The organism is Peribacillus sp. NPDC076916, from assembly GCF_050269675.1.
Taxonomy (GTDB): domain Bacteria; phylum Bacillota; class Bacilli; order Bacillales; family DSM-1321; genus Peribacillus; species Peribacillus aracenensis.
This window is the reverse complement of the sequence record NZ_JBNNIU010000003.1, coordinates 730766-743897: the sequence shown is the minus strand read 5'-3', so window position 1 is coordinate 743897 and position 13132 is coordinate 730766. Positions and strand designations below refer to the sequence as shown.

The following is a 13132-nucleotide window of genomic DNA, read 5'->3' as shown; positions in this document are numbered from 1 at the left end:
TAATGACTAAAGTCTCCTGCAAAATGCTGGTTCGTTCCTATAGTATAAATAAAGGGCCGGACCCCTTCATCACTATATAACATACCATTATTAAAAATGACGCGGTATATAGTGTCTTGTAGAAGGAATCAGACCCTTTTGAGTCAGCCTCTGTTCAAAGATGCCAATTATGCTTCTTGTGCAACTGGATATACGCTTACTTTTTTACGGTCACGTCCGAAACGTTCGAATTTAACAACACCGTCTACTTTAGCGTATAGAGTATCGTCTCCACCACGGCCTACGTTCTCACCAGGATAGATTTTCGTTCCGCGTTGACGGTAAAGGATAGAACCACCAGATACGAATTGACCATCTGCACGTTTAGCGCCAAGACGCTTGGAGATTGAGTCACGTCCGTTCTTTGTAGAACCTACTCCTTTTTTCGAAGCGAAGAACTGAAGATTTAATCTTAACATTTGTTCCACCTCCTATTGGTTGAGGATAATTTTCATGTATTTACCATAATCACGTTCGATGGTTTGCAGCGATACGAGCATGCCGTTCAAAAGCAGCTGAACCTTCCCTTCCGATTCCGGCGAAAGATTCCCCGGAATGACGCAGCGAAGATAGCCGCCTTCTCTCCCTTGCTCGATCTCAGGTTCTACGTCCGTTAAGGACATGATTGCATTGACTGCCCCGAAGGAAACAGCCGATACACCTGCACAAACGATATCAGAACCTTTTTTAGCAAAATTAGCATGTCCGCTTAAGGTGAACGAAGCAATCCGTTCCTGCGGAGCATCAAATACAACTTTAATCATCTAGAATCAGCCCTTACGCGTTGATTGCTTCGATAACAACTTTAGTGTATGGTTGACGATGACCTTGTTTTTTACGATTGTTCTTCTTCGCTTTGTATTTGAAAACAGTGATTTTCTTTTGCTTACCTTGTTTTTCGACAGTACCTGTTACAGTAGCGCCTTCAACTAGTGGAGCACCGACTTTCACGTCTTCGCCACCTACGAATAAAACTTTGTCAAATGTAACAGTTTCGCCTGCTTCTGCGTTTAATTTTTCAATGTAAACCGCTTCGCCAGCTGCTACTTTAATTTGTTTACCGCCAGTTTCGATAATTGCGTACATACTTGCACCTCCTTAAATGTCTCAGACTCGCCAATCACAGGCGTTTTACCAGATAGGCAAAAGCTTAAAACCTGTTGTTGAGCGGTTGTAGCACGGGTGCTACAAACATAACATTAAAATCCTATCATGAAACAGGAAAGGCTGTCAATATATTTATTAGAATTCCCGCTCTTCAATTGAAAGCCCGCCCGATTTCCTGCATGCTTCCGAAGCGCTTGATGGAATAGGCATTGCTCGAACCTGGGATAAAAGATAGGAAAATCTTTTTAGCGATCAATTCCTCCAGTGTCGGCCGATATGATTCTTTTTCGCCAAGCAGCACGTCCGCCACCGCTTTACTGACCTCCACCCAGACCGCTTCATCATCCGTCTTCCTGTGTTCCAGCAGTTCCCGTTCCAACCGGAAGGCCACCGTTTCCGGGCTCTCGATTTTACCGCTTCCACTGCACACCGGGCATGGTACCGACATCATTTCACTTAAAGACGGGGAGGTTCGTTTTCTCGTCATTTGTAAAATGCCCAATTCCGTAAAGCCGATGACCTGAATTCGCTTCTCATCTCTCACCGCTTCCTTTTTGACGATGTCGATGATTTCCTGCTCATGCCGCGAATTGTCCATATTGATGAAGTCTATCAAGATGATTCCGCTGATATTCCTCAATCTCAGTTGACGGGCGACTTCCTTTGCCGCAGCCTGATTAACCGCAAACAATGTAGCTTCCTTCGCCACCTTGCCGGTGAATTTACCTGAATTGACATCGATTACGGTGAAAGCTTCCGTTTCTTCAAAAATTAAATATCCGCCATTCTCAAGCCAAACGATTTTCTTGGCCATCTTCTCCACTTGCGCTTCGACATTCCATTCGGAAAAAATGTTCTTTGGACCCGATACATGGGATATTTCCCACTCCTTACGGTTTTCCTGTATCCACTTTTTCAGCTCCCGATAAGCCTCGAAATCATCGATGGCCAGTTCCCCTGTCGCCGCTCCCGACATTTCAGAAATGATCATGTCCAGGTATGCGTCCCTCTCATAGAGTATGGACGGGGCCTTGAGGGAAGCAGCCTTAACTTCAAGCCCTTTATAGAGCTCGCGCAATCCAGTTAACCTGTCAAGGAATACCGCTTCACTTTCGTTCTCCATCGAGGTGCGGACAATCAATCCCTCATCAGCATTTTTATACTGTAAGGCCGTTTCCCGCCACTGCTTTTGAAGATCATCGTTTTTGAATTTCTTTGAAACACCAACATAATCTATTCCATGTATGTATACGAGGGATTCTGTTGAAAACTCGATCAGCCCAGTCAATTTAGCTCCTTTAGTGCCCGTTTCATCCCGAGTCACCTGAACTAGCAGCTTTTCTCCCTGATGGACAAATTGACCGATGGATGCTTTCCCATCCGTTTTTTTTGTCTGCTGGAAAGAGGGAATCTCGTCACGGTGTAAAAAACCATTCTTCTCTGCACCATAATCAATGAAGACGGCATCCATTCCCGGTAAAACCTTCGTCACTTTCCCAAGATAAATATTGCCGACCGTACTGCGCTTTTGAGGCGGCATGATTTCAAGTTTACGTAAAACACCATTCTCAAGTACGGCCACTCTTTTTTCGCGTGAAGCTAAGTTCGCGATCATTTTTTTCATCAAAAAAAATCCTCTCCTCAATTTGAAGAAAGGATAACATATTTAATAAGAATATAATAGGTCGCCGATTTTCCCGTTTGTCATTTTCTCGGAAAAATAGGCGTGAAGGATTTCCGTTTCATCCAACGAGCCGGTCTCTTTCCCGTTTTTCATGATGATGACGGGGTGTTTACAACCGCGTTGAAACAGTTCCAGCACTTTAAAAATCGGTTCTTGTGAATCCACCGAGATCGGCTTCAGTTTCGCTAAATCATTCGTATGCCCATAATGGCGCTGCAAAAGAAAACGGATGAAAGCATAATACCTCTGCCGCCATTCCATGACCAGTGAGAGACTTATGAAAAAGATGATGAGCCAGATGTTCAAATTGAGCGGATCCAGAATGATCCAGGTCGCAAAAGCCAGGACAGCGAATACTGCAGAAAAGTGAAGTGTATGTTTCTGCGCTTCCAGAAAGGTGCAGTATAGGGATACACCGATGAATAGCAGCCGTCCCCCGTCCAAGGGCCAAATTGGCAGCAGATTAAAAATCAGCAGCATAAGATTCATATACAAAAAGGGCTGATACAGCTCATATGGGATGATAGAAAAGAAATAGAGCAAAAAAGCTGCACCAATGAGCCAAACATGTTGAAGCGGACCGGCAAGCACCACCGCCAAATCCTCCTTCAAACTCTTATTTCCGTACTCCTCAGTCTCGACAGCCCCGCCAAAAGGAAGCAGCTGGATAGACTTTATCCGCCATTTGAAATGCTGGGCACAGACAGCATGCCCCATTTCATGAATGAAGACGATGAGCAACAGCATCATCACTTCAACGAAATGGGCAGTGAGGATGGCGATGCCAATGACAAACCACAATGTCGGGTGCACCCTGATTTTAAACAGTAATTTCCCATATTCACTCAAAGGAAATCACCTTTTTAGGATCGACGAAAGCATCATTTTCTTTTATCGCCAAATAAAATCTTCCCTTGGATCCATCTTCACTTAGTGTAACCTGTCCGACTTCATTGCCCTTTTTAACGAACTCATACAATTTCACATCAATTCCTTCCAGCTGCCCATACCAAGACTCACTTTTATTGGCATGCTGAATGACGACCGTCTTTCCAATCCCCTCCTTTTCACCGGCAAAGATGACTACCCCTTCATTGACGGCCTCGACCTTTGAGCCTTTGCTCGTTTCCAATATGATTCCCTCACCGTTCGTCTCGAAGTTTTGGGTAATCTTCGCAGAGGCTGGCATTGCATATTCTTCATTCGAATCCACAGTTTCCTTATCGGCTTCTTTCGGTAAAAAGGCGATCGGTTTACCAAACGCACTTTCATACCAGTTGGAGATTGAAGCGAACTGAAATTCCTTGTTCATGTTCTCCGTGACAAAACTTCTGGCAGGGTCCAGCCGCACAGAAGGGTGTTTGAACATCACGGCGATAATCAGGAACAGGCATACACTGGCAAGGATTTTAAAGAAAAAATATTCTTTCTTGAAAAGCGGATGATCTTTCTCGGAATACCCGTTATATGAATCAATCCCATATGGTTCTTCATTGTTGATCTCCGTCCAACTGCTGCCACCTGCCGGTTTATCATTGAACTTGCGTCTCTTGGCGATACGATTTCGGATATCTTTCCTGCGATCATCCATTCCAGATTTCCCCCCTGCTCATGTCAAAGCGCTATATTACAGCGTATGAGCAACTTGTCCAGACTATGACGGAGAAAAGATTTTCTTTCTGCACTTCCCTGAAAAAATTTTTTTCAATGAAAAATCATCCGCAAACTTATGAATTTCCAAAGGGATTTCGATATCAATTCAGAAAATCGAATAATTGAGATTGATATTGTTCCCCGAAATTTGTTATAATAAAGTGGTTTTAACATTATTGAGGGGGAACATTTTTTTATGTCAATCGAAATAGGCAGCAAAGTACAAGGTAAAGTAACAGGTATCACTAATTTTGGAGCATTCGTAGAATTACCAGGAGGCTCAACAGGTCTTGTGCATATCAGTGAGGTAGCAGATAGCTATGTAAAAGACGTAAATGACCATCTTAAAGTAGGCGACCAAATTGAAGTAAAAGTGATTAGTGAGAAAGACGGAAAAACTGCCTTGTCCATCAAAAAGGCTATAGATAGACCCGAAGGGCAAACCTCTTCTTATACCAAACGCCCACCACGCCAAGGGGATAGCCGTTCTAAAGATTTTCGTTCTAAAAGTAATTTTCAACCAAAGGAAAATTTCGAAGATAAAATGGTTCGCTTTTTAAAGACTAGTGAAGAAAATTTATCGACTCTTAAACGCAGCACCGAATCAAAACGCGGCGGAAGAGGCGGAAGACGCGGATAAACCGCGCTGCATTTTTAGCATATAGATCAGGCAAGCCAATATGGCTTGCCTTTTTTATTTTGCAAGAAGCATAAAAAATAAGCGAGGGCATCAAATGCACCCCGCTTCCTGAAAAAAGAATATAGATTTACCGCACGCTAAAGAATTTTTTCAATTTGGACATGAAGCCCTTTGGTTCGCTGCCAATTGGAGTCAAGGGCACAGATTCACCAAGGATCCTTCTGGCAATGTTCCGATAGGCAAGCGAAACTCTATTGTCCGGATTATAGGCAATGGGTTCCTTTTTATTCGCTGCCACAATGACTTGGTCATCATCAGGAATGACGCCGATCAAATCAATCTTAAGAAAATCGGCAACACCATCGATATCCATTTCTTCATCCTCATGTAGCAAATGGCCGCGTATCCGGTTGATGATCAATTGAGGCGGTTCAATATGCTCTTCTTTTTCAAGCAAGCCAATAATACGGTCCGCATCCCTGACAGCCGGTCTCTCTGCAGTCGTAACGATGATTGCCTTATCCGCCCCAGCTATGGCATTCCTGAAGCCCTGTTCAATGCCTGCAGGGCAATCAATGATGACATAATCATAGTCAGGCTTCATATCGCTTATGAGTTTCCTCATCTGCTCTTCATTCACCACTGTTTTATCACTATTTTGCGGAGCTGGAAGCAAGTAAAGCAAATCCTCGAAATGTTTATCCTTAATGAGCGCCTGGTGTATCTTACAGCGCCCTTCGACCACATCGACCAAATCATAGATGATGCGATTTTCCAATCCCATGATCACATCCAAATTCCGAAGACCAATATCCGTATCAATCAAGCAAACCTTCTTGCCTAGAAGAGCTAAAGATGTTCCTAAATTGGCGGAGGTGGTCGTTTTCCCGACACCACCCTTACCGGATGTTATAACTATTGCCTCTCCCACGATTAGAGACCCCCTTCTAATCTATTTAAATTAGGTCTATATTTCTTTAAGACTTGCAGTTTTTCTATTATGATATTTTCTTCTTCATCCATGAAGGCACATTCCAAGTCATGTCCCCATTTCGTATATTGGTCAGGAGATAAATTCACTTGTCCGGCAATGCGCAGCTGGGCAGGCTTCATGACAGAGGCTGCTATTATGGCCTCATTATTCCCTTTATAACCGGCATGGGCTATTCCCTTTAGCTGTCCCATGATATATATGTTGCCACCCGCACGAACCGTACCGTCGGGATTGACATCCCCAATTAAAAGTAAGTCTCCGGGAACTTCAAAAACCTGTCCCGACCTTATGACCTTGGTCACGGTCGTCACTTGGTTTTCATCTTTCCATCGTTTCGCTTCATCCTTCGTCAGGACATTCGAAATCATCTCATCCACGAAAAGCTTCTTCTTTTTATGGATGACCTCTTTAATCTTTTCTTCTTGTTGTTCATCAAGATAGCGGTTCCCTGTATGTACTTTTACGGAAATGGACGGGTCATTTTCTTGAAACTGATAGTTTGCCGAAAGCTTCACTTCTAACTCTTTCAATAATTCGGAAAATGAGCAAGAATCATCGAGATGAAGCATAAACCCGTCTTTTGTTCCCTTGATCATTACATTTTGCTGAATTCTTTTATTCATGACGTTTGTTTCACCTCAATGAAATATAATTCGACATAGGAAAACAAATTTCCTTTTTCTACGTACAAGGAAAAGAGAAAATACATTTCCCTCCCCTGCTTCTTAAGACACAGGAACGTTATTCCGTTTCTCCTTGCAAATCAAGCTTTTCAATCATTCTTTTTAAAGGATAGCAACTGATGATAATGAACGCTAGATTGAATAATAATGTCGGAATCAATCTCCGTTCCGCAAATTCACCAAATCCCATATCTGCAAAAGATAGGATGATATTCATCTGAAAGATGACAACCTCTAAAACTGCCGTGGATAAAAGCGCAGTAAGGCAGGCGATCAATATGTTATTTTGCAGGATTTTCATGCTTTTCGATATCAGATAGGCAAGAAAAGGCAGCAGGAACATGTAAATCCCCAGGATTTCCGTATATACAACATCATAAGTCAACCCAAGAATCGCCCCATAAAGCATACCCATTTTCCTGGATCCGTACATGGTCAGGAAAAAAACGAAAATCATCATGAAATGGGGCACGAGTATTTTATCGGACCCGAATGCATCTCCAGCGAACATCTGGGCGAAGATGCTTTCAAAAACAAAAAAAACCAAGGCTATAAAAGAAAGGATGAAATATCTCACTCAGCTTCATCCTCCCCTTCACTTTCTTTCGGTACACCGTCCACTTCGCGCTGAACGACCATAACATTATTAATATCATAAAAATCCGTCGAAGGTTCAATATATGCGGTCTGGTTCAATCCATATTGATCCACTTTTACATCGACAACTTTCCCGATCAGCAGACCTTTCGGAAAGATCCCGCCATAACCGGATGTGATGACCAATGAATTTTTCTTGATCTTTTTATCATATGGAATCCGTTTCATCAGCAAAAGGTTCTTTTTATCATCGAACCCTTCAATCAAGCCATATGCTTTATCATCACCTTGAACGATGGCCGAGACACGGTTGGCTTTATCGATCGAACTTAAAAGTTGAACCGATGCCGTGAAATCCGTCGCTGATTTCACCTTACCGACTAACCCATTGGACGTGATGACTGCCATGTTTTTTTCTACCCCATTACGCTTCCCTTTATTGATAGTCAGCATTTCATGCCAGCGGTCGGGATTACGGCCAATGACCGTCGCCTGAGTTGGCGAATATTTCCGCAGGTCATCTTCTTTTTTGAGGTTATCGCGAAGTTCTTCATTTTCTTCCTTTAAATCCTGGACTTGGGTTTTCAATAATACATATTCATCCAAGCGGGCTTTCAATTTTTTGTTTTCATCGTATGTATGTTGAAGGTCTTTTAAGCCCCCTACAAAACCTGTTATACCCGATACTGGCTTATTAAACACATTACCTACCCAGCCTGTCGTATCTTTCAGGAATTGCTCCGGCCAAGTCAACTCTTCTCTCTCCCTTAATGAAAAACCGATCAATGCCACGAGAACGATAATACTAACGAGCAAGAGAAGGAGCTTTTTATTAAAAAACTGTGGCATGGTGATTACACCTCTATCTAAAAATTTACTCTATGGTTTTAAACTTACACTATGGATTTAATTAAACTGCAGAACATAAGAAAAACCGGCTCAAAATTGCACCTTTTGTTGAGCCGGCCCTATTTGAGAAGTAATGCTTATCGCGAATCTCTTGATTTAGTCTTGAATAAATGAATGTGGTCCAGCGCTTTTCCCGTTCCGATTGCAACACAATCCAGTGGATTCTCGGCGATGATCACCGGCATTTGCGTTTCTTCACTGATGACTTTATCCAAATTGCGCAGCAAAGCACCCCCGCCTGTCAATACAATGCCTCTGTCCATGATGTCAGCGGCTAATTCAGGTGGTGTTTTCTCTAAAGTGTTTTTCACGGAATCCACAATTGCAGAAACTGTGTCGCTTAATGCTTTGGATATTTCTTCAGCTGTGATTTCGATTGTTTTCGGTAATCCAGTCAATAGGTCACGTCCGCGAATTTCCATGTTTTCTACGCCTTCCGTGTCACCGGCAGAACCAATTTCCATTTTAATCGCTTCAGCAGTACGCTCACCGATCATCAAATTGTAGTTCTTACGGATGTAAACGATAATGGCATCATCCATTTCATCACCGGCAATACGGATCGATTGGCTTGTAACGATTCCGCCAAGGGAAATGATTGCCACTTCCGTCGTTCCTCCGCCGATATCAACGACCATGCTTCCTGTAGGCTCCCAAACCGGAAGGTCTGCACCGATCGCTGCTGCAAACGGTTCTTCGATAGGATATGCGTCCCGTGCTCCAGCTTGTCTAGCTGCATCGATGACTGCACGCTGCTCAACTGCCGTAATTCCAGAAGGCACACAAATCATGACATATGGCTTGTTGCCGAATACACCCTTCTTTTGAGCTTCCTTCATATAGTACTTCATCATGGTAGCCGTCGTTTCATAATCAGCAATGACTCCATCCTTCATCGGGCGAAGGGCAACCACGTTACCAGGTGTACGGCCGATCATGTTTTTCGCATCGTTTCCGACTGCAACGATTTGCTTTGTATCTGTTTGCACAGCTACAACCGATGGTTCACGTACCGCGATGCCTTTTCCTTTCACATAAACAAGCGTATTCGCCGTTCCTAAATCAATCCCTATATCTCTAGCGCCAATTCCAAACATTATGGTATCTCCCTTTCGTAAACAAAAATGCCTTTTTATAAGTTCAAATAATAATTTGTCGTTTTTTGACAATAAGACTCTTTGAAAAAGTTTCCTCTTTTAAAAATCATAAACAATATTATATCGTATCGTCAAAAATTTTGATAGTGTCATAAATAACCTTTTTCCTTCAAACTAACATATTTATGCTCTCCGATAATGATGTGGTCCAATACTTCAATCCCAATTATTTTACCACATTCGACTAACCTTTTCGTCACTTCAATATCTTCTCTGCTGGGAGAGGGGTCTCCGGAGGGGTGGTTATGAAGACAGATGATAGAGGCAGCGGACCTTTTGAAAGCCTCTTTAAAGATCTCGCGCGGATGCACGATCGATGCATTGAGGCTGCCGATGAATACCGTAGTTTTTTGAAGCACTTGATTTTTCGTATTTAAATAGAGACAGACGAAATGTTCCTGTGATAAAAACCGCATTTCTTCCATGCAATAGTTGGCTCCATCTTCAGGAGACCGAATCACATAACGGTCTTGATCATTCAAATTGTTAATTCTCCTGCCCAGTTCGACAGAGGCCAGGATTTGAATCGCTTTTGCTTCACCAATCCCTTTGATCACGGTCAGTTCTTCCACTGAGGCTTCTTTTAGCAAGCGCAGGCCCTTAAAGGAATTGATGAGCCTGCCGGATAGTTGCAGGACTGATTCCTCCCTTGACCCAGTCCTGAGCAGCAAAGCAAGCAATTCCTGATTGGAGAGATTTTGCGGCCCGTCCTGGAGAAACCTTTCGCGCGGCCGCTCTTCTTTCGGGTAATCCCGTATTAACATTTTTTCGCTCAAAAGATCAACCCTTTCTTAGAAAAGGGAAGATGCCAGACGAAATCAAATTATCTTATCCTAACTCTTCCTGCATCGCTTTAAGTTCCCGGGCCAGTCTTGAGACCGGAAGCCCGACGACTGAGAAATAGTCTCCTTTGATTTGTTCGACAAGAAGAGATCCGTATCCTTGAATCCCATAGCCGCCAGCTTTGTCAAAGGGTTCCCCGCTATCCAGATAACGTTCGATTTCAGCTTCTGGCAGCTCCCAAAATGTCACTTCCGTTTTTTCTGCGAATACTCTGCGATGCTTGCCGAATAGGATGGCGACACCTGTGTATACTTCATGTGTCCGTCCTGATAACATTTCCAGCATTCTTTTTCCATCCGCCCGGCTTGTCGGCTTACCCAATATCTCACCATCAAGGACAACAACGGTATCCGAGCCGATCACCCAGCTTTCCTGAAACTTTGCTGCGATGGCTTCCGCTTTACGGGATGCCAGTTCTTTCACCGCTGCATCAGGACACATGTTTTCATCAATACTTTCATCGACATTGGAATTCATGCTTTCAAAGGGGATTTGAAGAAATTGTAGAAGTTCTTTACGACGTGGTGATGAAGAAGCTAAAATCAATGGCTGCATAATAAAAAGTCACCTTTCTTTACATAGGGAGATACAATATCTATCCTATCAAATTATGTTGCAATCCACAATTATTGTTTACTAGGAATCGACAAATGCCTGTAAGTATTTCCCGGAAAATAAAAAAGGTGTCACAGATGGTTTCATATTGGGGAGCTTGTCCCATTAGGCAGCCCCCCCTTTCTCTTTCCTTAACTCGATATATTTTGGAAATTCAATAAAAAGTCAAGCAGGCTTTCTTGAGCCTGGAATAGCTTTTCTTCATTTTTGGAAGTCCCATATTCGTCAATCGACTTGGCGGCAGCAGTCAGGTCATCGTTCATTTTCGAAAACTCCGGCGATAATTTCGCCGCCTTCAGTTCATCCATATTTTTTTTCAGGGTTTCTTCGTTTACCGTCCCTTCCTTTCCACGAAGTTTAGTTGCGGATGTTTCTGCCAATGAAGCATATACTGCCTTCATCTTATCGAGGGTTTTCTCATCTTCCTGGCTTGTCCCGGCCGCTTCTAAATTGATTTCCTTCCAATATACGTCCACATCATAGGACTTTAAGAACAAGGCCAGCTCCTTACTTGCAGCTAGACTCTCTGCCGATCCCAAGAATAGATAATAGCTCTCTTCCAATTTGAAAATTTCAGCGGGAACCTGCTTTTCAATGATTTTCTTTTGTATTTGCCTTGCTGCATCCTCGCTGCTGAATACTCCTCCCTGTACAAGGAATGTCTTCAGCTGGTTTCCTGATTCAGTCACTGCCGCTTTTTTATCCTCAACAGTGGCTTCCGTTGGAATCGGGGTCTCGACCGAAGATACTTCTGCTTTTTCCTTTGTAATCGTTTTAACGGCGATCAAGCCGAGAATCGACCCAAAAAAAACGGCACAAATGACAGCGATCAAGAATGTCTTGATCGGTCTTTTATCCGGGCTTTTCAGTGAGCTGGTGCCAAAGCCGATGAACTTCGGCATTTTCTTCTTCGGCGGTGAGGGAACCAATACGATTTTGTTTTCGTTTGAATCCTCAGGGAGTATCCATTCGAAACTCTCATCTGTGTGTTCCTGTTCGTGCTCCTTACTCGCCGCCTCTTGACTTTCAATCTTTTTATCTGGAAATACTTTTTCTTCCCCATTTATTTTAATCGTTACACCCTTGCTTTGTTCCGGCTTGCCCAATTTTTTTCCTCCCCTCCAAATCATTTTTTTCATCCTAACATAGAGGTAAAAAAAAATAACAAGACTTTTGTCGTCTTGTCATTAATAGGTTTCGTCAAATTTCCCTATTCATATATGGGTAGCCAACCAAGGTTTCCAAGGTACTGGTACTTCCGGTTCATGAACCATTCCATATCGCCACTCACCAATTACATATACTCTTCTTTCATGTCATCTCCACTTGCAGCCATTTGGGGATAGTTCCCTACTTCGCTATTGTTCAGGTGATTTTTGACAAATTCCTCTTTCATTAGAATGGCCCTATAAGCTCACCTTAAAAAAGTTACATACCAATGTAAAAGGGCATCGCCCCAAAAATAAGCAGTCAATGTCCCAAAAACGATATACGGTCCGAAAGGAATAAGTGTTTTCTTTTTTAGGATTCCGGTCAGCAATCCGATAATGCCAAGAAATGCCCCATAAAAGCACGCAAAAAGAAACGATAATAGCACCATCTTCATTCCCAGTACAAAGCCAATCACTGCAAATAGCTTGATATCACCACCGCCCATGCCACCCTTGCTCACGACAGCGATCAATAACAGCAAGCTAAAGCCAACCGCTGCCCCGACAATTGAATCCCACCAGGGCGACAGCGGAAAGGGGAATCTTAGAACGATAAAAATCACCGTAAAGAAAAGCAGGATTTTATCAGGAATGAGCATATAGGCGACATCAGTCACGAAGATGATCATAAATAATGAAATCAATGTCCAGCCAATCAAGAGTTCGTCCGACCAGCCAAGGAAGATGGGAGCAGAGGTAAACAAAACACCGGTCAGCATTTCCACTGCCGGATAAAGGGGTGAAATCCTTGTTTTACAGCCACGGCATTTCCCTTCTTGCAACATATAAGAAATAACCGGTATCAACTCGAAGAATGTCAATGTACGCCCGCAAGAAGGGCAGGCGGAGCGACGATTAGCAAATGAATGACTAGCTGGAACACTTAAACCGACAACGTTGAAGAATGAGCCTAAAATTAAGCCCAAAACGAAGAGATAGATATGGATAACCATCATTTATACATAGTGCATGAGGATTCGATTGCCTTTCTGTGAAACCC

The 13132-nt window shown here is 43.0% G+C and carries 16 protein-coding genes and 1 other annotated feature; of the genes, 1 reads left to right on the top strand and 15 read right to left on the bottom strand.

Annotation, left to right across the window (positions count from 1 at the left end):
• Positions 1–167: 167 nt before the first annotated feature.
• The 6 genes from rpmA to ACQKFG_RS13150 all read right to left on the bottom strand — a co-directional run bounded on the left by rpmA (position 168) and on the right by ACQKFG_RS13150 (position 4421).
• Positions 168–458: a 50S ribosomal protein L27 gene (gene rpmA, locus ACQKFG_RS13175; protein WP_061143474.1), complete on the bottom strand. Its 291-nt coding sequence runs from the start codon at positions 456–458 to the stop codon at positions 168–170.
• 12 nt (positions 459–470) lie between these two features.
• Positions 471–803 (bottom strand): ribosomal-processing cysteine protease Prp, encoded by a 333-nt coding sequence (locus tag ACQKFG_RS13170; RefSeq protein ID WP_192205951.1) that lies wholly within the window; start codon positions 801–803, stop codon positions 471–473.
• Positions 804–816: 13 nt separating this feature from the next.
• Positions 817–1125 (bottom strand): 50S ribosomal protein L21, encoded by a 309-nt coding sequence (rplU, locus tag ACQKFG_RS13165; RefSeq protein ID WP_034308849.1) that lies wholly within the window; start codon positions 1123–1125, stop codon positions 817–819.
• Positions 1126–1138: 13 nt separating this feature from the next.
• Positions 1139–1222 (bottom strand) — a sequence feature (ribosomal protein L21 leader region).
• A gap of 75 nt (positions 1223–1297) precedes the next feature.
• Positions 1298–2770, bottom strand: coding sequence for an Rne/Rng family ribonuclease (locus ACQKFG_RS13160; RefSeq protein ID WP_427559730.1), 1473 nt, complete (start codon positions 2768–2770; stop codon positions 1298–1300).
• Between the two features lie 42 nt (positions 2771–2812).
• A complete protein-coding gene (locus ACQKFG_RS13155; protein WP_342614238.1) occupies positions 2813–3679 on the bottom strand; it encodes a M50 family metallopeptidase in 867 nt (288 codons plus the stop codon).
• Positions 3672–4421 (bottom strand): M23 family metallopeptidase, encoded by a 750-nt coding sequence (locus tag ACQKFG_RS13150; RefSeq protein WP_192205954.1) that lies wholly within the window; start codon positions 4419–4421, stop codon positions 3672–3674. Before ACQKFG_RS13150 ends, ACQKFG_RS13155 begins: the two co-directional genes overlap by 8 nt.
• Positions 4422–4679: 258 nt before the next feature.
• Between ACQKFG_RS13150 and ACQKFG_RS13145 the strand changes: the two genes are divergently transcribed.
• A complete protein-coding gene (locus ACQKFG_RS13145) occupies positions 4680–5123 on the top strand; it encodes a S1 domain-containing RNA-binding protein (RefSeq protein WP_192205955.1) in 444 nt (147 codons plus the stop codon).
• 127 nt (positions 5124–5250) lie between these two features.
• On the opposite strand, the gene minD is transcribed toward ACQKFG_RS13145, so the two are convergent.
• From minD to ACQKFG_RS13100, 9 genes are all read right to left on the bottom strand, one after another.
• The gene (minD, locus tag ACQKFG_RS13140) at positions 5251–6054 is read right to left on the bottom strand and encodes a septum site-determining protein MinD (protein WP_034308862.1); all 804 of its coding nucleotides are present in this window, start codon (positions 6052–6054) and stop codon (positions 5251–5253) included.
• 2 nt (positions 6055–6056) lie between these two features.
• Complete coding sequence (gene minC / locus ACQKFG_RS13135) at positions 6057–6740, bottom strand: septum site-determining protein MinC (protein WP_063232834.1); 684 nt, start codon at positions 6738–6740, stop codon at positions 6057–6059.
• A 118-nt stretch (positions 6741–6858) separates the two neighbouring features.
• On the bottom strand, positions 6859–7377 hold the full coding sequence (gene mreD, locus ACQKFG_RS13130) for a rod shape-determining protein MreD (RefSeq protein WP_427559493.1): 519 nt from the start codon (positions 7375–7377) through the stop codon (positions 6859–6861).
• On the bottom strand, positions 7374–8246 hold the full coding sequence (gene mreC, locus ACQKFG_RS13125) for a rod shape-determining protein MreC (RefSeq protein WP_034308869.1): 873 nt from the start codon (positions 8244–8246) through the stop codon (positions 7374–7376). Before mreC ends, mreD begins: the two co-directional genes overlap by 4 nt.
• Positions 8247–8383: 137 nt before the next feature.
• Entirely contained in the window at positions 8384–9403 is a 1020-nt protein-coding gene (locus ACQKFG_RS13120; RefSeq protein ID WP_034308871.1) for a rod shape-determining protein, read from the bottom strand.
• A gap of 149 nt (positions 9404–9552) precedes the next feature.
• The gene (gene radC, locus ACQKFG_RS13115; RefSeq protein WP_427559727.1) at positions 9553–10227 is read right to left on the bottom strand and encodes a RadC family protein; all 675 of its coding nucleotides are present in this window, start codon (positions 10225–10227) and stop codon (positions 9553–9555) included.
• Between the two features lie 64 nt (positions 10228–10291).
• Positions 10292–10861, bottom strand: coding sequence for a Maf family protein (locus ACQKFG_RS13110; protein ID WP_192205958.1), 570 nt, complete (start codon positions 10859–10861; stop codon positions 10292–10294).
• Between the two features lie 191 nt (positions 10862–11052).
• The gene (locus ACQKFG_RS13105) at positions 11053–12027 is read right to left on the bottom strand and encodes a hypothetical protein (RefSeq protein ID WP_427559490.1); all 975 of its coding nucleotides are present in this window, start codon (positions 12025–12027) and stop codon (positions 11053–11055) included.
• 308 nt (positions 12028–12335) lie between these two features.
• Positions 12336–13088 (bottom strand): prepilin peptidase, encoded by a 753-nt coding sequence (locus tag ACQKFG_RS13100; protein ID WP_342614241.1) that lies wholly within the window; start codon positions 13086–13088, stop codon positions 12336–12338.
• Positions 13089–13132: the final 44 nt, after the last annotated feature.

Excerpts from the sequence above, each read along its gene's own strand:
- rpmA (WP_061143474.1), bottom strand. The coding sequence starts at position 458 with ATGTTAAGATTAAATCTTCAGTTCTTCGCTTCGAAAAAAGGAGTAGGT.
- ACQKFG_RS13170 (WP_192205951.1), bottom strand. The coding sequence starts at position 803 with ATGATTAAAGTTGTATTTGATGCTCCGCAGGAACGGATTGCTTCGTTC.
- rplU (WP_034308849.1), bottom strand. The coding sequence starts at position 1,125 with ATGTACGCAATTATCGAAACTGGCGGTAAACAAATTAAAGTAGCAGCT.
- ACQKFG_RS13160 (WP_427559730.1), bottom strand. The coding sequence starts at position 2,770 with ATGAAAAAAATGATCGCGAACTTAGCTTCACGCGAAAAAAGAGTGGCC.
- ACQKFG_RS13150 (WP_192205954.1), bottom strand. The coding sequence starts at position 4,421 with ATGGATGATCGCAGGAAAGATATCCGAAATCGTATCGCCAAGAGACGC.
- ACQKFG_RS13145 (WP_192205955.1), top strand. The coding sequence starts at position 4,680 with ATGTCAATCGAAATAGGCAGCAAAGTACAAGGTAAAGTAACAGGTATC.
- minC (WP_063232834.1), bottom strand. The coding sequence starts at position 6,740 with ATGAATAAAAGAATTCAGCAAAATGTAATGATCAAGGGAACAAAAGAC.
- mreC (WP_034308869.1), bottom strand. The coding sequence starts at position 8,246 with ATGCCACAGTTTTTTAATAAAAAGCTCCTTCTCTTGCTCGTTAGTATT.
- ACQKFG_RS13120 (WP_034308871.1), bottom strand. The coding sequence starts at position 9,403 with ATGTTTGGAATTGGCGCTAGAGATATAGGGATTGATTTAGGAACGGCG.
- radC (WP_427559727.1), bottom strand. The coding sequence starts at position 10,227 with ATGTTAATACGGGATTACCCGAAAGAAGAGCGGCCGCGCGAAAGGTTT.
- ACQKFG_RS13110 (WP_192205958.1), bottom strand. The coding sequence starts at position 10,861 with ATGCAGCCATTGATTTTAGCTTCTTCATCACCACGTCGTAAAGAACTT.
- ACQKFG_RS13100 (WP_342614241.1), bottom strand. The coding sequence starts at position 13,088 with ATGATGGTTATCCATATCTATCTCTTCGTTTTGGGCTTAATTTTAGGC.